This is a genomic window from Mucilaginibacter phyllosphaerae, assembly GCF_004378255.1.
GTDB classification, from domain to species: domain Bacteria; phylum Bacteroidota; class Bacteroidia; order Sphingobacteriales; family Sphingobacteriaceae; genus Mucilaginibacter; species Mucilaginibacter phyllosphaerae.
The window spans coordinates 193,869-216,596 of record NZ_SNQG01000006.1 but is presented as its reverse complement, the minus strand read 5'-3'; the positions used below and the strand labels follow the sequence as shown (position 1 = coordinate 216,596).

At 44.7% G+C, this 22,728-nt stretch carries 26 protein-coding genes and 1 tRNA gene; 19 read left to right on the top strand and 8 right to left on the bottom strand.

The window, feature by feature from the left end:
• Positions 1 to 94 precede the first annotated feature (94 nt).
• Together E2R65_RS16805 and eutC are read left to right on the top strand one after the other, a co-directional pair.
• Entirely contained in the window at positions 95 to 1,483 is a 1,389-nt protein-coding gene (locus E2R65_RS16805; protein ID WP_134337648.1) for an ethanolamine ammonia-lyase subunit EutB, read from the top strand.
• Positions 1,471 to 2,229 carry an ethanolamine ammonia-lyase subunit EutC gene (eutC, locus tag E2R65_RS16800; protein WP_134337647.1) on the top strand — a complete coding sequence of 253 codons (759 nt, stop codon included), beginning with the start codon at positions 1,471 to 1,473 and terminating at the stop codon, positions 2,227 to 2,229. Before E2R65_RS16805 ends, eutC begins: the two co-directional genes overlap by 13 nt.
• A gap of 12 nt (positions 2,230 to 2,241) precedes the next feature.
• Here eutC and E2R65_RS16795 read toward each other — a convergent pair whose 3' ends face one another.
• A complete protein-coding gene (locus tag E2R65_RS16795; protein WP_134337646.1) occupies positions 2,242 to 2,592 on the bottom strand; it encodes a DUF4174 domain-containing protein in 351 nt (116 codons plus the stop codon).
• A gap of 168 nt (positions 2,593 to 2,760) precedes the next feature.
• Here E2R65_RS16795 and E2R65_RS16790 point away from each other — a divergent pair, with 168 nt between their 5' ends.
• Positions 2,761 to 3,966 (top strand): GAF domain-containing sensor histidine kinase, encoded by a 1,206-nt coding sequence (locus E2R65_RS16790; RefSeq protein ID WP_134337645.1) that lies wholly within the window; start codon positions 2,761 to 2,763, stop codon positions 3,964 to 3,966.
• Positions 3,967 to 4,082: 116 nt separating this feature from the next.
• Positions 4,083 to 4,478, top strand: a complete 396-nt coding sequence (locus E2R65_RS16785) for a hypothetical protein (protein WP_134337644.1) — start codon at positions 4,083 to 4,085, stop codon at positions 4,476 to 4,478.
• Between the two features lie 135 nt (positions 4,479 to 4,613).
• On the opposite strand, the gene E2R65_RS16780 is transcribed toward E2R65_RS16785, so the two are convergent.
• From E2R65_RS16780 to ychF, 3 genes are all read right to left on the bottom strand, one after another.
• Positions 4,614 to 4,955, bottom strand: coding sequence for a hypothetical protein (locus tag E2R65_RS16780; RefSeq protein ID WP_134337643.1), 342 nt, complete (start codon positions 4,953 to 4,955; stop codon positions 4,614 to 4,616).
• Positions 4,956 to 5,070: 115 nt separating this feature from the next.
• A tRNA-Arg gene (locus tag E2R65_RS16775) sits at positions 5,071 to 5,142 on the bottom strand.
• Positions 5,143 to 5,256: 114 nt separating this feature from the next.
• The gene (gene ychF / locus E2R65_RS16770) at positions 5,257 to 6,360 is read right to left on the bottom strand and encodes a redox-regulated ATPase YchF (protein WP_134337642.1); all 1,104 of its coding nucleotides are present in this window, start codon (positions 6,358 to 6,360) and stop codon (positions 5,257 to 5,259) included.
• 196 nt (positions 6,361 to 6,556) lie between these two features.
• Between ychF and mgtE the strand changes: the two genes are divergently transcribed.
• Positions 6,557 to 7,981, top strand: coding sequence for a magnesium transporter (mgtE, locus tag E2R65_RS16765; protein ID WP_134337641.1), 1,425 nt, complete (start codon positions 6,557 to 6,559; stop codon positions 7,979 to 7,981).
• 124 nt (positions 7,982 to 8,105) lie between these two features.
• Complete coding sequence (locus tag E2R65_RS16760) at positions 8,106 to 8,585, top strand: DUF5362 family protein (RefSeq protein ID WP_134337640.1); 480 nt, start codon at positions 8,106 to 8,108, stop codon at positions 8,583 to 8,585.
• Between the two features lie 89 nt (positions 8,586 to 8,674).
• Here the strand turns inward: E2R65_RS16760 and E2R65_RS16755 are convergent, their stop codons facing one another.
• Positions 8,675 to 8,995: a DUF3276 family protein gene (locus tag E2R65_RS16755; RefSeq protein ID WP_134337639.1), complete on the bottom strand. Its 321-nt coding sequence runs from the start codon at positions 8,993 to 8,995 to the stop codon at positions 8,675 to 8,677.
• 132 nt (positions 8,996 to 9,127) lie between these two features.
• Entirely contained in the window at positions 9,128 to 10,909 is a 1,782-nt protein-coding gene (locus E2R65_RS16750) for an ABC transporter ATP-binding protein (protein WP_134337638.1), read from the bottom strand.
• Positions 10,910 to 11,121: 212 nt separating this feature from the next.
• Between E2R65_RS16750 and E2R65_RS16745 the strand changes: the two genes are divergently transcribed.
• The 9 genes from E2R65_RS16745 to E2R65_RS16710 all read left to right on the top strand — a co-directional run bounded on the left by E2R65_RS16745 (position 11,122) and on the right by E2R65_RS16710 (position 17,380).
• The gene (locus tag E2R65_RS16745) at positions 11,122 to 12,207 is read left to right on the top strand and encodes a Glu/Leu/Phe/Val family dehydrogenase (protein WP_134337637.1); all 1,086 of its coding nucleotides are present in this window, start codon (positions 11,122 to 11,124) and stop codon (positions 12,205 to 12,207) included.
• A 48-nt stretch (positions 12,208 to 12,255) separates the two neighbouring features.
• Positions 12,256 to 13,203 carry a transcription antitermination factor NusB gene (gene nusB / locus E2R65_RS16740; RefSeq protein WP_134337636.1) on the top strand — a complete coding sequence of 316 codons (948 nt, stop codon included), beginning with the start codon at positions 12,256 to 12,258 and terminating at the stop codon, positions 13,201 to 13,203.
• A gap of 116 nt (positions 13,204 to 13,319) precedes the next feature.
• Positions 13,320 to 13,766, top strand: a complete 447-nt coding sequence (locus E2R65_RS16735) for a DUF1573 domain-containing protein (RefSeq protein ID WP_134337635.1) — start codon at positions 13,320 to 13,322, stop codon at positions 13,764 to 13,766.
• A gap of 65 nt (positions 13,767 to 13,831) precedes the next feature.
• Positions 13,832 to 14,155, top strand: a complete 324-nt coding sequence (yajC, locus tag E2R65_RS16730; protein WP_134337634.1) for a preprotein translocase subunit YajC — start codon at positions 13,832 to 13,834, stop codon at positions 14,153 to 14,155.
• Between the two features lie 104 nt (positions 14,156 to 14,259).
• Positions 14,260 to 15,207 carry a YbbR-like domain-containing protein gene (locus E2R65_RS16725; RefSeq protein ID WP_134337633.1) on the top strand — a complete coding sequence of 316 codons (948 nt, stop codon included), beginning with the start codon at positions 14,260 to 14,262 and terminating at the stop codon, positions 15,205 to 15,207.
• On the top strand, positions 15,207 to 15,809 hold the full coding sequence (gene coaE, locus E2R65_RS16720; protein WP_134337632.1) for a dephospho-CoA kinase: 603 nt from the start codon (positions 15,207 to 15,209) through the stop codon (positions 15,807 to 15,809). The genes E2R65_RS16725 and coaE overlap by 1 nt, the downstream gene beginning before the upstream one ends.
• Positions 15,806 to 16,744, top strand: coding sequence for an MBL fold metallo-hydrolase (locus E2R65_RS16715; protein WP_134337631.1), 939 nt, complete (start codon positions 15,806 to 15,808; stop codon positions 16,742 to 16,744). The genes coaE and E2R65_RS16715 overlap by 4 nt, the downstream gene beginning before the upstream one ends.
• The gene (locus tag E2R65_RS19670; RefSeq protein WP_158285290.1) at positions 16,744 to 16,905 is read left to right on the top strand and encodes a DUF5522 domain-containing protein; all 162 of its coding nucleotides are present in this window, start codon (positions 16,744 to 16,746) and stop codon (positions 16,903 to 16,905) included. The genes E2R65_RS16715 and E2R65_RS19670 overlap by 1 nt, the downstream gene beginning before the upstream one ends.
• A 25-nt stretch (positions 16,906 to 16,930) precedes the next feature.
• Entirely contained in the window at positions 16,931 to 17,380 is a 450-nt protein-coding gene (locus tag E2R65_RS16710; protein WP_134337630.1) for a MarR family winged helix-turn-helix transcriptional regulator, read from the top strand.
• A 164-nt stretch (positions 17,381 to 17,544) separates the two neighbouring features.
• On the opposite strand, the gene E2R65_RS16705 is transcribed toward E2R65_RS16710, so the two are convergent.
• Positions 17,545 to 18,114 (bottom strand): phosphatase PAP2 family protein, encoded by a 570-nt coding sequence (locus E2R65_RS16705; RefSeq protein WP_134337629.1) that lies wholly within the window; start codon positions 18,112 to 18,114, stop codon positions 17,545 to 17,547.
• A 134-nt stretch (positions 18,115 to 18,248) separates the two neighbouring features.
• Between E2R65_RS16705 and glmM the strand changes: the two genes are divergently transcribed.
• The 4 genes from glmM to E2R65_RS16685 all read left to right on the top strand — a co-directional run bounded on the left by glmM (position 18,249) and on the right by E2R65_RS16685 (position 21,759).
• A complete protein-coding gene (gene glmM / locus E2R65_RS16700; protein WP_134337628.1) occupies positions 18,249 to 19,640 on the top strand; it encodes a phosphoglucosamine mutase in 1,392 nt (463 codons plus the stop codon).
• A gap of 85 nt (positions 19,641 to 19,725) precedes the next feature.
• Positions 19,726 to 20,862 carry a cysteine desulfurase family protein gene (locus tag E2R65_RS16695; protein WP_134337627.1) on the top strand — a complete coding sequence of 379 codons (1,137 nt, stop codon included), beginning with the start codon at positions 19,726 to 19,728 and terminating at the stop codon, positions 20,860 to 20,862.
• Positions 20,863 to 20,946: 84 nt separating this feature from the next.
• Positions 20,947 to 21,342, top strand: a complete 396-nt coding sequence (locus E2R65_RS16690) for a hypothetical protein (RefSeq protein WP_134337626.1) — start codon at positions 20,947 to 20,949, stop codon at positions 21,340 to 21,342.
• Between the two features lie 126 nt (positions 21,343 to 21,468).
• Positions 21,469 to 21,759 carry a hypothetical protein gene (locus E2R65_RS16685; protein WP_134337625.1) on the top strand — a complete coding sequence of 97 codons (291 nt, stop codon included), beginning with the start codon at positions 21,469 to 21,471 and terminating at the stop codon, positions 21,757 to 21,759.
• Positions 21,760 to 21,838: 79 nt separating this feature from the next.
• On the opposite strand, the gene accD is transcribed toward E2R65_RS16685, so the two are convergent.
• Positions 21,839 to 22,720 carry an acetyl-CoA carboxylase, carboxyltransferase subunit beta gene (gene accD, locus E2R65_RS16680; protein WP_134337714.1) on the bottom strand — a complete coding sequence of 294 codons (882 nt, stop codon included), beginning with the start codon at positions 22,718 to 22,720 and terminating at the stop codon, positions 21,839 to 21,841.
• Between the last annotated feature and the right edge of the window lie 8 nt (positions 22,721 to 22,728).

Genomic DNA, 22,728 nt, shown 5'->3' with positions numbered 1-22,728 from the left:
TGTTTTAATTACAATTTTGATAAAAGTTGTTTCCTGCTGATTTTTTAACGCCGAACGGATTATCTTAGTAGAAAAATCATTTGAGCGATAAATTATGCCGTATCAGCATACCATTCTTGGTAAGGTTTACAGGTTTGATAACCTGCGGATACTGCTGGCCAGGGCATCGCCATTCCGCACGGGAGACGCGCTGGCAGGCTTAACTGCCGAAAGCTACGAGGAACGGGTTGCCGCACAAATAACCCTGGCAAACGTGCCGCTGAAGGTTTTTTTGACCGAGGCTGTAATTCCTTACGAAGAAGATGAGGTAACCCGGCTCATTATAGATAACCACGATGCCGCAGGTTTTGATCTGATAAGCCATCTTACCGTTGGCGAGCTGCGCAACTGGCTGCTAAAACACGAAACCGGTACCCAGGTTTTAAAAACCATAGCCGATGCCCTAACCCCCGAGATGGTGGCTGCCGTATCCAAGATCATGCGTAACCAGGACCTGATCGCGGTGGCCAAAAAATGCAGTGTGGTTACCCGTTTCCGCAACACGATAGGGCTTAAGGGGCATTTTGCTACCCGGCTGCAGCCTAACCACCCCACAGATGACCCCCGCGGTATTGCCGCCAGCTTAATTGAAGGCCTGCTTTATGGTAGCGGGGATGCCGTTATTGGTATTAACCCGGCAACGGATAGCCCGTCGGCAGTTTACAAGATCTTAACTTTGATAGATAACCTTAGGCAGCAGTTTGATATACCTACCCAAAGCTGTGTATTAAGCCATGTAACCACCACGCTTGATCTGGTGAATAAAAACGCACCTGTAGATCTTTGCTTTCAATCTGTTGCAGGTACGCAAAAGGCTAATACCGGTTTTGGTATTAGTTTGGGCTTGTTGCAGGAGGCTTATGAGGCAACGCTGTCGTTAAACCGTGGTACGGTTGGCCAAAATGTAATGTATTTTGAAACGGGGCAGGGCAGCGCATTATCTGCCGATGCCCATCACGGGGTAGACCAGCAAACCTGCGAGGCAAGGGCCTACGCGGTGGCAAAAAAATTTAAACCGTTACTGGTTAATTCGGTAGTTGGGTTTATCGGGCCCGAGTACCTGTACGATGGCAAGCAGATCATCCGCGCAGCGCTGGAAGATCACTTTTGCGCCAAACTGCTTGGCCTGCCCATGGGTATGGATATTTGCTACACCAACCATGCCGAGGCCGACCAGGACGATATGGATAACCTGCTTACCCTGCTGGGCGTGGCGGGCTGCAGCTTTATGATGGGCATACCCGGCAGTGATGATATTATGCTGAATTACCAAAGCACTTCGTTTCATGATGCTTTGTATCTGCGTAAAGCGCTTGGCCTTAAACCCGCGCCGGAATTTGAACAATGGCTGATCAAACAGGGGATATTTGATGAACAAGGCAACCGGGCGGCAACTGCTGCTGCCGGCTTGCTTAAAAATACCGGGAACCTATGGATAAAATAACCCATGTTGTAGAAGAACAGCCCTTAAATTTTTTAAAAGAATTTACGGCCGCGCGTATTGCGATAGGCGCCACGGGGAATAGTATCCCTACCCGGCAATCGCTGGAGTTTAAGCTGGCCCACGCGCATGCCCGTGATGCCGTGTACTCTATAATGGATACCGAACGGCTGGAGGATGAACTGGCGCAGTTCCATCGCCCGGTGTTACAGCTGCACAGCATGGCCGATAACCGCGCCCGGTACCTGCAGCGCCCGGACCTGGGCCGCAAACCCAACCAGGAATCGCTAAACCGCCTGGCCGACCAGATAACCGGCGACGATATAGTGATTGTGATAGCCGACGGCCTGTCGGCCATAGCCCTTAACCAGCATATTATGGCTTTGCTGCAGGTACTGATACCTAAATTACTGGCTGCTGGTTTAAAAGTTGGCCCTCTGTGTTTGGTGCAGCAGGGCAGGGTAGCCATAGGGGATGATATAGCGCACGAATTGCAGGCAAAGCTATCTGTAGTATTAATAGGCGAACGCCCCGGCCTTAGTGCAGCAGATAGCATGGGCGCTTATTTAACTTATCAGCCCAGGCCCGGTTTAAAGGATAATTCGCGTAACTGTATCTCTAACATCCGCCCCGGTGGGCTCGGCATTGCCACCGCGGCCGATAAGATATTTTACCTGGTGCAGGAAAGTTTCAGGCGCAAATTATCCGGTGTGCAACTGAAGGATAACCAAGGTTTATTAGGCAGCTAAAACTTGCAGCCATTATTGCTTAACTTCATCTTTACGCATCGGCATAGCATCTATAGTGCTGTAAAGTTTTTGCAGTGTTACGGGTTGTGTGCTGCGGTACTTTTCGCCGCCATCTTTACCGGTAAGTGTAATGGTAAAATAACCTTTAATGCGGCTTTCTTTAAATTTATCTGCCGTTTGGTCGCTGTAAATATAGGTTTTGATGATCACGTCCCTTTCTGTAAGGCCGGCTTTATCTTCATTCAAAAGTTTAATTTGCTGTTGATAACTGGCATTATTGGCATCAATTGTATAAACAGAAACTACACGCTTGTTACTGGTTTGGATGAGCGTAAAGATAGAGAGCAGCATTATCCTGATCATGATATGTTTTTTTATTAAAAGCTATAAGGGTATAAAATTGTTTGCTTTATTTACATTACGAAAGATGTTTTTAAAACCAATAGGAATATTGTAAGGTTTTGGACGATTTTTTGACAAGTAATTATTATCATTATACCTGCTTTAGTTCCGATACTATATTTAAACTAAATGAATAACCAACCGATCCCTGATAACGAAATGGAAAGGATCATCAGCCTTTCTGATTACGACCTTGATTACAGCAGTTTCCAGGAAAATTTTAAAGACCTGGCCAAGCTGGCTGCTAAAGTTGCCGGTACCGAAATAACGCTGATTAACCTGATAGATTCTTTTACGCAATGGACCATAACCAACCACGGCCTTGACCTGGACCAGATGCCGCGCGAAGATTCTGTTTGCCAGTACACCATTGCTACCCCTGCCGACCACTTTGAGGTAACCGACCTGAAAGCCGACGAGCGTTTTAAGGATAAGTTTTACGTGGCCGACGGGCCAAAACTGCGATACTATTACGGCATCCCGCTAAAAACCGATGAGGGCCATAATCTGGGTGCTTTATGTATGCTGGATAAGGACCTTAAAACCCTATCGCCGGAGAAGGTTGAACTTCTGAAAATAATTGCCGACGAAATAGTTAACCGCTTAAATGCACACCGGCTTATACTGGGGTTAAAAAACAAACTGCACGAAGCTAACGAAACCAAAAAGAAGGTAGCGCATGATATCCGCGGCCCGCTGGGTGGGATAATCGGCCTGGCGCAGGTGATCAGCGAGCAAGGGCATGAAAATGAGATAGAGGAGGTGCTGGAATTTATCAATCTGATCCAGCGTAGCGGGCGGTCGTTACTGGAACTTGCCGACGAGATCCTGACAATGGATAAACCGCAGCGCGATCTTAAGGCCGATGAGTTTAACCTGGTTGTATTTAAAGATAAATTAGAAAAACTTTATACGCCGCAGGCCATCAATAAAAAGATCCAGTTTACAATAAACACCTCTGTAAATTCATCGAAAATTCCGTTCTCTAAAAATAAATTGCTGCAAATAACCGGCAACCTCATCTCAAACGCCATGAAGTTTACCCCCGTAAGCGGTAAAGTAACGGTAGATTTGAGCCTGAAGATAGAAGCCACCCAAAACCTGCTGCAAATAAATGTAACAGATACCGGCGTTGGTTTAAACCAGCAGGCTATTGATACTATTTTGAGCGGTAAGGCCGAATCTACCAACGGCACCGGGGGCGAGCAGGGGTACGGTTTTGGCCTTGCCCTGGTAAAGCACCTGGTAGATACTTTAAAAGGCACCATGCAAATTTATTCGCACCCGGGTAACGGGGCCAACTTTGAAGTTAGCCTGCCGCAGGTGCAGCCGTAGTAATTACCTTTTTATATTGATTTATGGAGTTGCTGCACGCAACTAAGCAAAAAATAAGGTGTCTGTTGTTTTATAGACACCTTATTTTTTAAACATCAATTCTCTACATTCGAAACATGAAAAAACTTATTTACCTGCTATTGATCTCAGTTGTGGCCGCCGGCTGCAGTTACACCACCTACAACATGAACCGCGGTGCGTTAAAGATTCCGCAAAAACCAACCTACCAGGTGGAGTATATGGCCGATATCCCTGCAGGCACTGCAGCTACCATTACTTATATTAATAAGGGCAATGTTAAATACATCGAACAAAAGTACACCGGTAAATTCAATAAAATTATCGAACTGCCATCCGGCCAGGATGTAAAATTTACAGTAGACGTTAGCCTGCCAAAAACCACACCTGCAAGCCGGTTAGCTACCTTTGTAAAGGTGGATGGCGAAATAGTATCCGAACAGATACAGACCGGTAAAAATGTTAAGTACAGGTTTGAATTTAAACTGCCATAAGTAGTGTTAAAATAACCGGAGAGCAATACATGGATATGGGCAGGGCTACCCGGCCGTGGCATAGCCAAATATGAATTTTCCACAAAAAAAGCCATTTGCAAAATGCAAATGGCTTTCTTAATATATGGCTATTGCTTATTTATAGGCAGATACATGTGTGGTTTTTATAGTAAGTAAAAAGGATTTACCTACGCTTATTTTTATGTTCTTATCCTGTATAAAGTCTTTAATAGCCTCGTCGTTTTTTAGGGCTTCAAAAAGGTCGCGGGCTACTGCAGAGCCGCTGATGTTGTTGGTTACTTTGCCGTTTTCCATTGCAAGGCTAAATGTGTAACCTGATTTCCCCCTGTCGCCGGCCGACTCAAAATCGGTGATGTTGAGTTTAAAACTTTGGTCCTCATTCAGGCTCCTCTTCAAATGAAGGCGAATCACCGGGATATATTTCCTCCAGGTTGTTAAGTATTTTCTTTCTTCCATGTGTGTGCGTAAAGGTAGACTAATTAATCGGTTACTATAATTATTCTATATTTTATAGGTAAATAACCCTAAAAAAACAAAAACCGCCTTATTTTACTTAAAGCGGTTTTATCAGTGTTCTCGATGAGATTCGAACTCATATCGACGGCTTCGGAGGCCATAATTCTATCCATTGAACTACGAGAACATTTTGCAAAGGTATTTATAATATTGAATATTGAATGTCCAATTTCGAATGTTGAAGTATTTCGTTATTCAACATTCAAAATTCGGTGTTCGTTATTACAGTATAAACGATGCTTTATACGTTAAACCTGAAGTGCATAATATCGCCATCGGCAACAATATAGCTTTTACCCTCTACGCTCATTTTGCCGTTCTCTTTTATCACTGCTTCAGATCCGTTAAATTTCACAAAATCATCATACTTGATAACCTCTGCACGTATAAAGCCTTTTTCAAAATCGGTGTGGATAACCCCTGCAGCCTGTGGCGCTGTAAAGCCCTGGGTAATGGTCCAGGCCCTAACTTCCTGCACACCGGCAGTAAAGTAGGTAGCCAGGTTAAGGAGGCGGTAAGCCGCCTTGATCAGCTTGTTAACGCCTGATTCGGTTAGGCCCAGGTCGTTCAAAAACTCCTGGCGTTCTTCAAATGATTCCAGTTCAGAGATCTCTGCCTCGATCTGTGCAGAAATGATCAGTACCTCGGCGTTTTCATCCTTTACGGCTTCTTTTACCCTTTCTACATAAGCGTTACCTGTAGCAACAGATCCTTCGTCTACATTACAAACATATAGTACCGGTTTTGCGGTTAGCAGGTGCAGGTCTTCTATATATTCTTTATCCTCTTCGGCCACGGGCGCAGTACGTGCCGATTTGCCCGAAAGCAGGTGGCTTTTATAAACCAGCGCTACTTCATAAGCTTTTTTAGCATCCTTATCGCCGCCGGTTTTGGCCATTTTTTCTACCTTCTGAATCTTCTTATCTATCGATTCTAAGTCCTTCAGCTGTAGTTCGGTATCGATGATCTCTTTATCGCGGATGGGGTCTACCGAGCCGTCGACATGTATCACGTTATCATTATCAAAACAGCGCAGCACATGGATAATGGCGTTGGTGGCACGGATATTTCCCAGAAACTGGTTACCCAAACCCTCGCCTTTACTGGCGCCTTTTACCAGGCCGGCAATGTCCACAATCTCTATGGTGTTGGGCACAATGCTTTTAGGGTTAACAATCTCTGTAAGCTTGGTAAGGCGCTCATCAGGCACCGTGATAACACCTACATTCGGTTCAATAGTACAAAACGGAAAGTTAGCCGCCTGTGCCTTAGCATTTGATAAACAGTTAAAAAGTGTAGACTTGCCCACGTTTGGCAAACCCACTATACCACATTGTAAACCCATTTGTTATTATTTAGTTGATTGGTGAGTGGTTGATTGGGTGAGTAGTTAACCACTCACTACTTAACTTAATCAACTACTCACTTTTTTAAGCCGCAAAGATAACAGAAAAAAAGCCTTGTAATTTGAAAAAATAAACGACTTTTGCCAGCGCAACAAAAGGGGGCAAAATAGGTTAATTACATGTAAAAAAAGGCTTATGGAAGAGATGGTTGAGCAAATAGAATTGTTACTGAAGCAGGATGACACTACGCAGCTGCAGGAGTTTCTCAATAACCTCAACATATCTGACGTGGAAGAGCTTATTGACGAGCTGCCCGAGCATGGCCCCAAGTTCATCGAGATCCTGTCTATTAACCGCGCGGTTAATGTTTTCCGGATCCTGGATTTCCCTACGCAGGAGCGGATCATCAAAAAACTTTCGGGCAAAAAGGTGAGCGAGATCATTAACGAATTGCCGCCCGATGACCGTACCGCTTTTTTTAGCGAATTGCATGGCGATGCGGTAACCAAGCTGATCCTGCACCTGTCGCCGGATGACCGTAAAGAAGCGCTGTCGCTGTTAGGCTATAAAGAGGATAGCGTTGGCCGTTTAATGACACCCGATTATATTGCGGTTAAAAAAAGCTGGGATGTTAACCGGGTGCTGTCGCACATACGCCGTTACGGTAAAAACTCCGAAACCATCGATGTGATTTATGTAATAGGCGATAACGGTATCCTGCTGGATGATATCCGCATCCGCGAGATCTTGCTGGTGGCACCGGAAACCAAAATAAGCGACCTGATGGACGGCCGCCTGATAGCCCTTAGCGCCAACGACCCGCAGGAGGAAGCCATCAATGTATTCCGGATGAATAACCGTACCGCATTGCCGGTAACCGATGATGATAATATTTTGCTGGGCATTGTTACGGTAGATGACATTCTTTGGATAGCCAACGAAGAATATACCGAAGACATCCAGAAAATTGGGGGTACCGAAGCTTTGGACGAGCCTTACCTGGATATCAATCTTTTCCGCCTGGTAAAAAAACGTGTAGGGTGGTTAATTATACTTTTTTTGGGCGAAATGCTTACCGCTACGGCCATGGGCTATTTTGGAGATGAGATAGGTATTGTGGTTGCCCTTGCATTCTTTTTACCCCTTATCATATCAAGCGGGGGTAACAGCGGTTCGCAGGCATCAACGTTAATTATTCAGGCTATGGCCCTGGGCGAAGTTACCGTGGCCGACTGGTGGCGTGTAATGCGCCGCGAACTGCTTTCGGGGCTGATGCTGGGCGTAATTTTGGGTATCATCGGGTTTTTACGCATTACAATATGGAGCGAGTTTAGCAATGTTTATGGGCCGCATTGGCTGCTTATTGCGTTCACCGTTGGCTTTTCGCTCATCGGGGTAGTGTTGTGGGGGTCGTTATCAGGCTCTATGCTTCCGCTTTTGCTGAAAAAACTTGGCGCGGATCCGGCCACTTCTTCGGCGCCGTTTGTAGCCACGCTTGTTGATGTAACCGGGTTGATTATATACTTCTCTATCGCATCCATCATTATGCACGATATTTTGCACCCTGCAGCGCCCCTGCATCCGGTAGTATCAAAGCATGTTGCCGCGCTGGCCCGTTAACAGTGATATTTAAACTATATACAGCAAACACCTTGTTTTTTAGCGGGGTGTTTTGTTATAAATTTCCTTGTTTCGGTTTAGATAATTAATATCTTTAATAAAATTTAAACACCTTATCAATACAATGGAAATTGAAGAAACAATCCCCCAGGCGGCTCCAGAGCCACAAATGATCATAACAGAACAAGCGCAGTATTACTTACAAAAGGCCGGGCAATGGGCTTATTTTTTAGGCATATTAGGTTTCATAGGTACTGTATTTATTGGTTTAATGGCTTTGTTTGTAGGCACTATGTTTACAACAATGGCCGCAATGAATCCTCTTTTAGCGGGGGCAGCAGGCATGGGTGGCGTAGTTACCGCCGTGTATTTGCTTTTGGCGGCAGTAAGCTTTTTCTTTGCCTTATACCTTTACCAGTTTGGTGATCGCATTAAAAAAGGTATCACTTATAGTAATTTAGTAGATGTAACATCGGCTTTAGGTAAGCTAAAATCATTTTTTAAGCTTTGGGGTATTTTTAGCATCGTATATATCGCATTTATGATATTATTCTTTTTTGCGATGATATTTGTTGGTGCAAATGCAGCACATTTGGCCCAGTAATATATTTATAAAATATCTGTAAACAACAAAACCCCGCTTTTTAAAGGCGGGGTTTGTTGTTATAAGTTAGGTTTGTTTGTGCGTGGTTATTAGTAAGAGAAATCTTCGTCTGCTTTAGCTACTTCGGCATTTTCGCTAAATTCGTAACGCTTTTCTACCACTTCCTGGTGGTCTTTAATATAATCTACGGTGTCTTTTAACCCCTCGGCAAATTTTTCAAAATCCTCTTTGTAAAGGAAAATTTTATGTTTTACAAAAACGCCATCCTCTAAACGTTTTTTGCTCTCTGTAATGGTTACATAATAATCGTTAGACCTGGTTGCCTTTACATCAAAAAAATAAGTCCTCTTCCCGGCCCTCACTTTTTTGGAGTACACTTCTTCACGCTCTCTGTTGTCAAAATCTCTCATAAGTTTTTTTCTTGTAATAGTTTTGGTGGCCTAAATATATATAAAAATACAATTGCAAGTATTTAATTAAGCAATAATTAAATACTTATAGAAACTTTTACGCGTATAAACTGTAAAGAGTTGCGTTTAGGCTTATTCTTCTTCTTCAAGCAGTTGTTTTTCATACAGTTCAAAGTACGGGCCTTTGTTATTCATCAGTTGGGCGTGGGTGCCTTGTTCAACTATTTCGCCGTTATCAAGCACTAAAATATTATCGGCGTTTTTGATGGTAGATATGCGGTGCGATATAATGATACTGGTTTTACCATGCATGATACGGCCAAGGTTGCTTAGTATCTCCTCTTCGGTGCGGGTATCCACAGCCGACAGGCAATCATCAAATATCAGTACCTGCGGATGCTTTACAATGGCCCTTGCAATACTTACACGCTGTTTTTGCCCGCCCGAAAGTGTTACGCCACGCTCGCCTATCAGCGTTTCGAAGCCTTTTTCCAGCTCCATAATGTTGTTGTAAACGGCAGCATCTTTGGCGGCTTGTTCTACCCGCGGCATATCCAAAACATCGGCGCTGAAGGCTATGTTATGCGATATGATATCCGAGAACAGGAAAACCTCCTGCGGCACAAAGCCGATCTGCGAGCGGTAGTTGTTAAGGTTTAGCCTGGTTAAGGGTTTGTCGTCTATCAGGATCTCGCCGCCGGTGGTATCGTACATGCGCATAATTAAATTGGCGATGGTGGATTTGCCCGACCCTGTACGACCAATAATCGCCACTATTTCGCCCGGGTTCGCCCTAAACGAGACGTTTTTTAACGCCGTAATGCCCGTATCCGGATAATTGAAGGTAACGTTGCTAAACTCTATTTTACCGGTAAGCATATGGCCGGCAACTATCGGCGATTGGATCTCCGGCTCCTCATGCAAAAATTCGTTAATGCGTTTTTGGGATGCCGCCGCGCGCTGTATCAGCGAGGTTACCCAACCCAGGGAGATCACCGGGAAGGCCAGCATATTCAGGTAAACAATAAATTCGGCGATATTGCCCGGGGTGATATTGCCCTTCATCACCTCTACGCCGCCAATATACATGGTAATAACATTGCTAAGGCCTATCAGCAGCAGCATAGATGGGAAGAAGAGGGCCTGCACCTTAGCCATGGCCATGCTTTGAGTTTTATAATCTTCGCTTTCGGCGGCAAACTTTTCTCTTACAAAAGCCTCGCGTACGTATGATTTGATGACGCGGATACCCGAGAAATTCTCCTGCACGAAGCTGGATAAGCCCGACAATCGCTGCTGGATCTTCTCGCTGCGATGCTCGATAATGGTATTTACATAAAATATAATAACCGCCAGCACGGGCAGGGGCAATACCGAAAATACCGCCAGCCTTACATTCACCGTTAGCATAGCATATATCACCAGTATAAACAGGATAACCGTATTGATGGTGTACATAATGCCCGGCCCCAGGTACATGCGCACACGGCTTACATCCTCGGTAACGCGGTTCATCAGGTCGCCGGTGTTGTGGCGGCGGTAAAAGGCCAGGGATAAAAGCTGGTAATGTGCATAGATCTCGTTCTTCAGATCATACTCGATATGCCGCGACATCAGGATGATGGTTTGCCGCATAAAAAACAGGAACAAGCCCCGCAGCAGGGCAAGTATCAGCACCAACAGGCCAAAAAGCAACAGGCTGGAGCCAAAAATATCGTAGATAACCTGCTGCCTGTTAAAGCCGTCGAACAGCTGGTAAACACCAATGTTTTCGGTAACCAGGTCAAACGCTACCCGGATAACCTGCGCGGGCAACACCCCGAATATATTGGATATAATTACAAACAGCACGCCCGGCACCAGGCGCCAGCGGTATTTATAGAAGAACTTATTGAGGTATGCGAGATCTTTCATGAGTATTAGTCCGGAAAGGCAGTAAAGTCCGAAAGACTGGAAGATACCGCCTTGTTTTCCAAAAGTACAGGTTTAATGGTAACTCTAAAGTAAAAATAGCTACAATCTAAGTTCTATTGGCTTCCGGACTGTAGACTTTCCGACTTTAACTTTGCCACAATAAAAAAAACCTCTACTTTTGCAGGGCAATTAAATACACTTGCCGTATCTCAATGTCCGTTCAGCAACCAACAGATCAAATTTTTAACCAGCTCGATGTTTTCGGGCACAAAAAAGTTGTTTTTTGCAGCGACCCTGATACCGGCTTAAGGGCAATTATAGCCATACATGATACCACACTGGGCCCTGCTTTCGGCAGCACGCGTATGTGGGCCTACAAATCTGAAGGGGATGCGCTGAACGATGTGCTGCGCCTATCTAAAAGCATGACGTATAAGTGTGCGATTGCCGGGCTTAACATGGGCGGCGGCTATTCGGTGATCATCGGCGACTCGCGCAAAGACAAAACCGAGGCCATGATGCGCAAGTTTGGCCGCTTCATTAAAAATCTTAACGGCGAGTTCATCACATCCGAAGATGTGGGTACCAACCCGCGCGATATGGAGTACATCCGCATGGAAACCCAGCATGTTACCGGCATCCCCGAGAGCCTGGGCGGCAGCGGCGACCCATCGCCAATTGCGGCTAAAGGCGTTTATATGGGCATTAAAGCCTGTGTAAGGGAGCAGTTTGGTACAGATAGCCTAACGGGTAAATCGGTAATTGTGCAGGGCATCGGCCACGTGGGCGAAAACCTGGTTAAGCTGCTGCGCGATGAGAATGCTAAAGTTTACATCAGCGATATTAATGACGAGCGCACCCGCCAGGTATCTAAAAAATACGGGGCAGAAGCGGTTTCAAATAACTCGATATTTGATATTGATGCAGATATTTTTTCGCCCTGCGCGTTGGGGGCCATCATTAACACCGAAACCATTGGCAAGCTTAAATGCAGCATTATTGCAGGGTCTGCCAATAACCAGTTGCAGGACGAGCATCAGCATGGCGAAATGTTGTTGGAAAAAGGCATACTATTTGCGCCGGATTACGTTATTAATGCCGGTGGCATTATTAATTGCTACTCGGAATTGATGGGCTTTAGTAAGAAACGTACCCTGCAGCTTACCGAAAATATTTACGAGGCAACGCGTAATGTTTTAAAATTATCTAAGCTCGAAAAAATTTCTACTACCGATGCCGCAAACAAAATTGCCGAAAAGCGTATTGCTGATATTAAAAAAGTAAAATCAACCTATTAAAAATTTATCATAGCCCGGGTTTTAACGGGCCATAATCGTTCTTACAACATGTTAAACAGAAGGCACCTTAGGGTAAAAGTGTTACAATCGCTGTACGCGTTCCACCAGTCGGATACTAAAGACATCAAATCTCATGAAAAGCATTTGCTGCACAGTATAGACCAGGTTTTTGAAATGTATATCTGGATGCTATCGCTGATAAGCGAGGTTATTGATTATACCGAAACAGATGCAGCCGAGCGGGCCAACAAGCATTTACCAACAGCAGATGATCTGAACGCCAGCGTTAAGATCTTGAGCAACCGTTTCATCCTGTCGTTAAAGGATAACAGGGACTACCTGATAGCCCTTAAAAAGTATAAAGTGGAGTGGTCCTTTGACCCCGAACTGGCAAAATCATTATTCACTACCCTTAAAAATTCGCCCGAGTATGCCGAATACGTGGCAAAAACGGATGATACCTTACAAACCGATAAAGACATCATTAAGTTCATCTTTAAAAAGGTGATCCTTAAATCGTCATTAGCCGAGCAGGTTTTTGAAGATAAGTTTATTTACTGGCCGGTAGACCGCGAAGTGCTGCAGGCCTTAATTGCCAAAACTTTTAAAAACTTCTCGTCGGATAATTACAAAGAGAATAAACTGGCCGAAATTAGCGGTAACTGGGTAGAGGACAGGGAGTTTGTAGTGAACCTGTTTGAGCAAAGCATTCGCCACGATGCCGCTTATCAGGTGCTTATTGCAGAAAAAACCCAAAACTGGGAGCCCGACCGGATCGCCATGATGGATACTCTGCTGATGAAGATGGCCATTGTAGAATTTATTAATTTTACGTCTATCCCGGTTAAGGTTACCATTAACGAGTATCTGGAGATCTCTAAAGAGTTTAGCACGCCAAAAAGTAATTCGTTTATAAACGGTATATTAGACAAGATTTTGTTTGAGCTTAAAGCCCAAAACAAAGTTAAAAAAGCAGGCAGGGGCTTGATAGAATAAGGAAGTGTGGGCGGTGAATTTAAGTGGAGAATAAACTTATTTGAAACGTTAATATTCCCTAAAATTTAATAAACCAACAATCCGGTACTTTTATCGGGACAGTAAATTAATATTAAATGAAAAAGTTGTTTTTATATGTAATAGTTGCCGGTTTGTTTTTTACAACCGCCTGCAACCAAACGGGCCAGCGTGCTTCTGCCGCCGTATCTGATGCGGGCAACACAAGCGCTACCAATGCACCGGTAATGAAGTTTGAAAAGGAAACGCACGATTTTGGTAAAATTACCGAAGGCGCAAAAGTTAGCTACGCCTTTAAATTTACCAACACGGGTAAATCGCCTTTAATTATTAAGGATGCCATTGCAACCTGTGGCTGCACCAAGCCCGAGTGGCCAACAGCGCCGATACCGCCCGGTGCCAGCGGCGAAATAAAGGTAACCTTTAACAGCGCCGGTAAAATGGGTTTGCAGGATAAGCAGATCACCATTACATCAAATACAGTACCTGCGCAAAGCATGGTGCATTTAATTGGCGAAGTAACCACAACAACTCCTAATAAATAATATAATAGGAGTGCATGCGGTTTAACCGCTCATTCAATCAATCACAAATTCAATAATTAAGTTAAATGATAGCAACAGTTTTATTACAGGCCGGAGGAATGGGCATTCAGCAATTGATCATGTTCGGTTTAATTGCCGTAGTGTTTTACTTTTTCATGATCCGCCCGCAGGTTAAAAAACAAAAGGACCAGAAAAAGTATGTAGAGGAATTAAAAAAGGGCGACAAAATAGTTACCACTGCCGGTATCCACGGCAAGATCTATGAAGTGGCCGATACCACCTTTTTAGTAGAAACAGAAGGCGGCGGCCGCATCCGTTTCGATAAGTCTGCTGTGTCTTTAGAAGCCTCCAAGCTGCTTAACACACCTGCACCGGCAGCAAAAAGCTAAAGCCCCGTAAAAATTATATTAAGCGAAAAGCTGAAGGCTGCGTAAAAAAGATATATCTTTTCACTAATGCTTTCAGCTTTTCGCTTTCTGCTTTACCTCAAAAAATGGCAATAATCAAATTATCAGCAATTGAACGCCGGCGGTTATCAGCCTTTGTTACCTGCCTGGTATTTGCCATTTTTGCCTGGTTGTTTACAGCTTTATCCAACCCCTACAAGTTTACCATTAAGCAGGTGGTAACCTTCAGGAACGCCCCGCAAAAGCGCGCTTTTCATCCTTTACAGTCAGATACCGTAAACACCATTGTACAGGGCACCGGCTGGCAATTGTTATTTGCCAAGTTTAACGAGGATAAAAAAGTAATAAATGTTGACCTGCACACCCTGGATGCCAAAAATTATGTGGTGCTTACCGCGCAGCTTAAACAGATCAATGCCAAAAAAGATCTTGATCACGAGATCATATCTGTAAGCCCCGATACCTTGTTTTTTGATTTTAGCAGCCGCACGGTTAAAAAAGTACCGGTAGAGCTGGTTAGCGCCATTAGTTATCAAAAGCAGTTTGCACAATCAGACCATATTATTATTAAGCCGCGTTACGTTACCATTAGCGGCCCTGCAGAAATGCTGGCCAGGATCACTTCCTGGAAAACCGATACCGTAAAGATGAACGGCGCCAACGAGGATTTTAGCGGGCGGGTAAGCCTGCAGAACGTTAGGGAAGGTAATTTAGATATTTTGCCTAAAAGTGTAATGGTAAATATCCCCATTGATGAATACACCGAAAAAACGGTGGAGGTGCCGGTTAAGCTCATCAACAACCATAATTATTATGATGTAAAGGTGTTTCCGCAAAAGGTAAAGGTTACGCTTACCACATCGCTTACCAATTACCCAGACCTGAACGAAGACGATTTTGAGGCCGTAGCCGACCTTGACCAATGGCGCCACAACGGCTACAGCACTTTGCTTGTAAAGGTAACCCGCCTGCCATCATACAGTAAAGTGGTGAAGATAATACCGCAAAATGTTGATTTTATTGTTAAAAAGTAATGTTTAAAGTAGGCATCACCGGTAATATAGGCAGCGGTAAAACAACGGTTTGCAAGATATTTGAGGTATTGGGCATCCCCGTATTTTACGCGGATGACGAAGCCAAAAAAGTGATGATTGAAGATAGCCTGCTGATTACAGGTATTAAACAAACCTTTGGCAATCAGGCTTACTTTGCCGATGGCAGCCTGAACCGCAAATATATAGCCGGTATTGTATTCAATAACCCTGATGAATTGATAAAATTAAATGCTTTGGTGCATCCGGCTACATTCAGGGCGTTTGATAATTGGATGGCAGGGCAAAAAAATGTGCCTTATGTACTTAAGGAGGCCGCCCTGCTTTTTGAAAGCGACTCCTACAAAATGTGTAACAGGGCGGTAATGGTTACGGCGCCTTTAGATCTGCGCATCAAGCGCGTTACCCGGCGCGACGGCATAACCGCTGCCGAAGTGAACAGCCGCAACGACCGCCAGTTTACCGAACAGAAAAAACTGGCCCTGGCCAATGATGTAATTATAAATGACGATACGCAGCCGGTAATACCGCAAGTGCTGAAACTGCACCAACTGTACCTGTCGCTCGCCCAGCAAAATTCATGATCTTAGACGATTTTATTGCCTTTAACACCAACGGCCTTTATTGCCGTTATGCCGATTTTTATCTGGATCCGCAGCAGCCGGTAAGCAATGCTGTGATCTCGCACGCCCATGCAGACCACGCCGTAAGCGGTAACATAAACGTTTACACTACCCCTGCTACCTACGCCTTTATGCAATTGCGATATGGCAAAGGCGCGGCTAAAACAAGCCGTATGGCGGCTTATCACTCGCCGTTTACCGTTGGCGATGTGCAGATAACTTTTATCCCGGCGGGCCATATGCCGGGCTCTGCACAGGTTTTAATGGAATATAAAGGCACACGCTACCTGTACACCGGCGATTATAAACTACAGCCCGATGCTACCTGCGAACCATACCAGTTTGTAAAGGCCGATGTGCTGATCACCGAAAGTACCTTTGCCGACCCCGGTACTGCCCACCCCAACCCGGTAGCGGAGATCAAAAAACTAAACGATATTAAAATAAACATTTTGCTGGGGGCCTACAGCCTGGGTAAAAGCCAGCGGCTCATCCGGATGATCAATGAACATGCCCCGCAAAAAAAGATACTGGTGCATCATCGTATTATGCCTGTTAATGCCATCTACCAAAAAATGGGGTTTGAATTGGGCGATCATCAGGTATATGGCCGCAAGCTGATGAAAACGCAGGAGGAGTGGGTGTACATTGTGCCGCCGTTTACGTTTGAAAGCTATATAAGGGCCACGGGGGTGAAACGCCTGTTTGCATCCGGCTGGAAAAACCTGCAGGTAAACAGCCAGGATACCCTTTTCATATCCGACCATGCCGACTGGAACGACATTATCAAAACCATAGAACAAACCGGCCCACAACAGATCTGGACGCTGCATGGTAACGGCACCCATCTTAAAAATTATTTTAATAACCGTATTTTTGTAAAATTGCTAAACTGATGCTGCAGGAGAACGTTGATTATTATGTTAACGCCGATGGTAACTTTGTTTTTACAAAAGAATATCACTTAAAACGCGGATATTGCTGTAAAAATAAGTGCCTGCACTGCCCCTGGAATTACCGTGGAGAGCAGCCGCATAAAAAAGAAAAAAATAAATAGGTTATATTTGCCGCATAGTTAAATCATGGGAATAGAGGAAGATATAAAAAGTACCAATTTTGAAGATAATTACCATAAAATGGTGATCAATCTGGCCTATACCTCTGGTTGGATCAACAACCACATGCGCCCTAAATTCGAGAAATTTAATCTTACCCAACAGCAATTCAATATCCTGCGTATCCTGCGGGGGCAATACCCCAAGCCGGCCACCGTTAATTTATTAAAGGATAGGATGGTAGACAAAATGTCGGATGCATCCCGTATTGTAGACAGGTTGGTTCAAAAAGGCCTGGTGTCGCGCTGCACCAACTCCCGCGACCGCCGTGCCGTTGATATCCGCATCAGCGATGAAGGCCTGGCAATCCTGAAAAAAATGGATGCAGAACTAAAAACCAAAGATTTTTTTAAGCAAAACCTTACCGAAGAAGAAGCAGGCCAACTAAGCGATCTGCTGGATAAGATGAGAGGGTAAGCTGAGAGGATCAGGGGTTTTAGAATCAGGAATCAAGAAAATTATATGGCGCTTAATAAGCGCTTTTTTTATGTCAGTCGAGCTTATAAAATACTATAACCGACAAATGGTTAAGGACGCTTACCATAAGATTATGAGTTTACTTCTTGATGTAAATGCTTGATCTACGCTTTGAACCCGGGCACAACCTTTCTAAATCCAAAAGCAAACAGCACACCAATTAAGCTGCCATAAATAGCCCCGCCTGTAACATCCAGCGGGTAGTGTACGCCTACATATACCTGGGCAAAGCAAATAATGGCTGCCCATAATATAGCGGCAGGTAACACCCATTTCCATCGCTTATAAAATAACAAGCCTAAAAACAAGGCTATGGCAAAGTGGTCGGTAGCATGGGTAGATGGGAAGCTGTAGCCCGTGCCGCAGGCAACGCGGTTTATATCGGTTAATGCGGTTAGCGGGTCGCGGCAGGGGCGCAGGCGTGTAATATAAGGTTTAATGATGCCGGCGCTGGTAAAATCTGCAAAGCCAACGGCAAGGGCCAAAAAAATAACCAGTAGTATGCCCTGTTTTTTATATCGCCAGATGCTGAAAATGATGATGAACAGATACAGCGGGATCCAGAATTTGGGGTTGCGCATCAGGGGCATCAAGCCGTCAAAAAACGGGTTCGACAGGTTGTGGTTAATGAGGTAAAATAAATGCCGGTCAAAGTTTAGCAGAAAATCGGGCATCAGCTTATGATAGTGTTATACTTAGTGTTTTCAACTGGCTGTAAATATAGCCAATAAAATGACGCATAAAGTGCTGGTTTTTTACAAGCTATCACTTAATATTGTTACTTTTGCGGCTCAATAATTAGTACGTTTTGACACTTATAAAATCAATTTCGGGCATCAGGGGTACCATAGGCGGCGCAGCCGGCGATGGCCTAACCCCCTTGGATATTGTAAAGTTTACATCTGCATACGGCAGCTGGGCGGTTAAGCGTACCGGTATCAAAAAAATAGTTTTGGGCCGCGACGCCCGCCTATCCGGCAGTATGGTGAATAACCTGGTTATTGGTACACTGCAGGGTTTGGGTATAGATGTGATAGACCTGGGCCTTTCTACCACGCCAACTGTTGAGGTTGCCGTGCCTGATGAAAATGCTGCCGGGGGCATTATCCTTACCGCAAGCCATAACCCCAAGCAATGGAACGCCCTTAAGTTATTGAACGAAAAAGGCGAATTCATCAGCGATGTGGATGGCAAGGAAGTTTTAGAAATTGCCGAAAACAGCGATTTTATTTATGCCGATGTGAACGACCTGGGCAAGGTTACTAATGATGACAGCTATCTGCAAAAACATATCGACAAGGTTTTGGCCCTGCCTTTGGTAGATGCTGCAGCAATTAAAAAAGCCAATTTTAAGGTGACTATTGATTGTGTGAACTCTACAGGCGGTATTTTTATACCTGCTTTGCTAAGGGCCCTGGGCGTAGAAGTTATCCACGAGCTTTATTGCGAGCCCGACGGGCATTTTCCGCATAACCCCGAGCCGTTGCCCGAGAATTTGGTTGCCTTGTCGCAAGAGGTTTTAAAAACAAAATCTGACCTCGGTATAGCCGTTGACCCTGATGTTGACCGCCTTTGCTTTGTTTGCGAGGATGGCAGCATGTTTGGCGAAGAATATACCCTGGTTGCCGTTGCCGATTATGTTTTGAAAAACACAAAGGGTAATACGGTATCCAACCTGTCATCTACCCGCGCCCTGCGCGATGTTACCGAAAGCGCCGGTGGCGAATATCATGCTGCAGCAGTAGGCGAAGTGAACGTGGTAAATAAAATGAAGGAAGTAAATGCCGTTATTGGCGGCGAAGGCAATGGCGGGGTGATCTATCCCGAACTGCATTACGGCCGCGATGCTTTGGTGGGGATTGCTTTGTTTCTTACCCATCTGGCTAATTATGGCAAGCCTGTATCTGTGCTGAGGGCATCTTACCCGGGGTACTTTATCTCTAAAAATAAAATAACCCTAACGCCCGAAATGGATATTGATGCCTTGCTGTTAAAGGTGGAAGAAAAGTATCAGAAACAGCCGCACTCTACCATTGATGGGTTAAAAATAGAGTTTGATAAACAATGGGTACACCTGCGCAGATCAAATACCGAGCCTATCATCCGCATTTACTCCGAAGGTGATTCGGAAACGGTTGCAGATAACCTGGCCAACAAGATCATAACAGATATAAAAGAAATATTGAATTTAAACGAATAGTTGAAAGAGCTGAAAAGTCGGGAAGACGACATGTCTGAAAGATAGGAATCACTCACCAATCAACCATTTACTAATAACTACAACCATGCGTGTTTATTTTGACAATGCCGCTACTACCGCTCTTGATCCCGAAGTATTAAAAGAAATGTTTAAGGTGATGGAAGGCCAGTTTGGAAACCCCTCATCCATCCATTCGCACGGGCGCGAAGTGCGTACACTGATAGAGCGTTCACGCAAAACCATCGCCGGTTTACTGCATACTTCGCCTGCCGAGATATTTTTTACCAGCGGCGGTACCGAAGCCGATAATACGGCCATCCGCTGCGGTATTGTAGATCATAAACTTACGCATGCCATTACCACCAAGCTGGAGCACCACGCTGTTTTACATACCTTGCAGGCGATGCAAAGATCTGGCGTTATTAAGTTAAGCTATGCAGATGTTGACAGCAAAGGCAATGTTGACTATAACCATGTAGAAACGCTGCTGAAAAATAACGACCGAAGCTTTGTATCCCTGATGCATGCCAATAATGAGCTGGGTACCTTAACCGATATCGAGCATGTAGGCGAGCTTTGCGAGGCCTACAACGCCATGTATCACAGCGATACGGTGCAAACAGTTGGCCATTACAAGCACGACCTGAGCAAGCTTAAATTGCATTTTATGGTTTGTGCGGCACACAAGCTGCACGGGCCAAAAGGCGTAGGCTTTTTACACATCAACCATAAGGTTAAAATCAACCCGATGATCTACGGTGGCTCTCAGGAGCGTAACATGCGCGGCGGTACCGAAAACGTTTATGGTATTGCAGGCCTTGCCAAAGCGCTTGAAATGGCCTATGCAGAAATGGATGCCCATCAAAGCCATATTCAGGATCTGAAGGATTATATGAAGGCACAACTGGAGCAAAGCGTTCCGGGTGTAAGCTTCAACGGCGAAACAGACTCTTCTAAAAGCCTGTACACGGTGTTAAACGTTTCCTTCCCGGAAATGGAAATGGCGGATATGCTGCTGTTTAACCTGGATATTGCCGGCATCTCGGCATCGGGTGGCAGCGCCTGCAGTTCGGGCACGGATATTGGCTCGCACGTGTTAACGGCTATCGGTGCCAATCCCGACAGGCCATCCGTACGGTTCTCTTTCTCCAAATATAATACCAAAGATGAGGTGGATTACACAGTTGCCAAGCTGAAAGAGCTTTGTGCTGTTGTAATTTAAATTAATTTATTTTCATATTTAGAAAAATTGATTAAACAATTAGTCGGTTTTATAGGTTATTAATGTACATTTAAAATTAAACCTATGATAACTACTAATGAAAATGCCTTGAATGATGATTTGAATAATCAGGATCAGGGCGGAGGCTCAAATTCTTTTGGTACAGCTGATAATGGCGACACCACCAACCAAAACTACAGCGACGATACCGATACAGGTTCGGGTATTGATGAAAATGCGCTTGATGATACCGAAGGCGGTGGTAACATCCCAGGCAGTTACTCATCTAACGAAAGCATGAGCGGTTCAAACAGCCCTGATGATGACGATGATCTGGATTCGGCAACGGGCGACGACCTGGAGGATGATGACCTGGCCGGTGACGAGGATGACTATGATGAAACTGCAGATGATGATACCGATCTGGATGACGATGCAGGGGCAACCACCGGCGGTAATTACTCTGCGGGGGCCGTATAAACAAGGTGTTGTGCTGGGTTTAGGATTTCAGAAGGCACGATGGATTATTTGAAATGAATTTCTTTCTATTAAAAAACTGGCCTTGTTTTTGATTGTTTGTTAATTAACAATTAAAAACTAAATACCATGGAAAACAACGAAAGAAACCCGGAGTACACTCCGGACACTAATCCAAACGAAACGCCTGAAGAACAACAATCAAATAACGAAGGCACCGGATACAGCCAGCATAACGAGCAGGAACATCAGCAGGAGGGAGCCGATACATCATACAGCGAACAAAATGATGTAACGCCGCCCGATCAGCACGAGTTCCCGTCTACAGGTGCGGCAACAAAAACAGATTTCACCAGCCGCCCGCAGGGCCGCACCACCGGCCGTATGGTAGGGCATGAGCCGGGCACAGAAGGGATATAACTTCCTTTTGAATCAGGCAAAGCAAAAAGGCCATTCGTAAAACTAACGAATGGCCTTTTTTGTGGATTGTATTTTCTAATTAAGCCTGTGGCTCAGTTTTTCCTTCTTTAGCGGCAACCGGTGCCAGCATTTTTAAGAATGATGCCAGTTTCTCTTTCATTTCGCGGCGGTCAACTATAAAATCCAAAAAGCCGTGTTCCTGTACAAACTCTGCGGTTTGGAAGCCTTTCGGCAAATCTTTTTTAATAGTTTCTTTAATCACTCTTGGGCCGGCAAAGCCAATCAGCGACCCCGGCTCGGCAATGTTAATATCACCCAGCATGGCGTATGATGCCGTAACACCACCCGTGGTAGGGTCGGTTAATAAAGAGATATATGGAATTTTTGCCTGGCTAAGTAGCGCCAGTTTAGCCGATGTTTTGGCCATTTGCATTAACGAGAATGCAGCCTCCATCATACGTGCACCACCCGATTTAGAGATCATCAGGAAGGGTACTTTGTTGGCAATGCTAAAGTCTATAGAGCGGGCAATCTTTTCGCCCACCACAGAACCCATAGATCCGCCGATGAAGTTAAAATCCATACAGGCTATCATTAAATCCTGGCCGTTCATTTTGCCATGCGCGGCCCGGATGGCATCAGTTAAACCGGTTTTATTTTTAGTTTCCCGTACCCTGTCGGTATATTTTTTGGCATCTGTAAAGTTTAAAGGGTCGCCAGAATGCAGGTTGCTAAACAATTCGGTAAACTGGTTATCATCAAACAAAACAGAAAAATACTCTTTAGAGCCGATACGCAAATGATAACCACAATAGTGGCAAACATATTGGTTTTCAACCTGCTCTGAGTAGTGTAAAGGCTTTTTACAGTTTGGGCATTTATTCCAGATGCCGTCAGGGGCTTCCTTCTTTTCCTCCGTAGTCGTAATTATCCCTTTAATTTCTCGCTTAAACCACGCCATGTCTATTT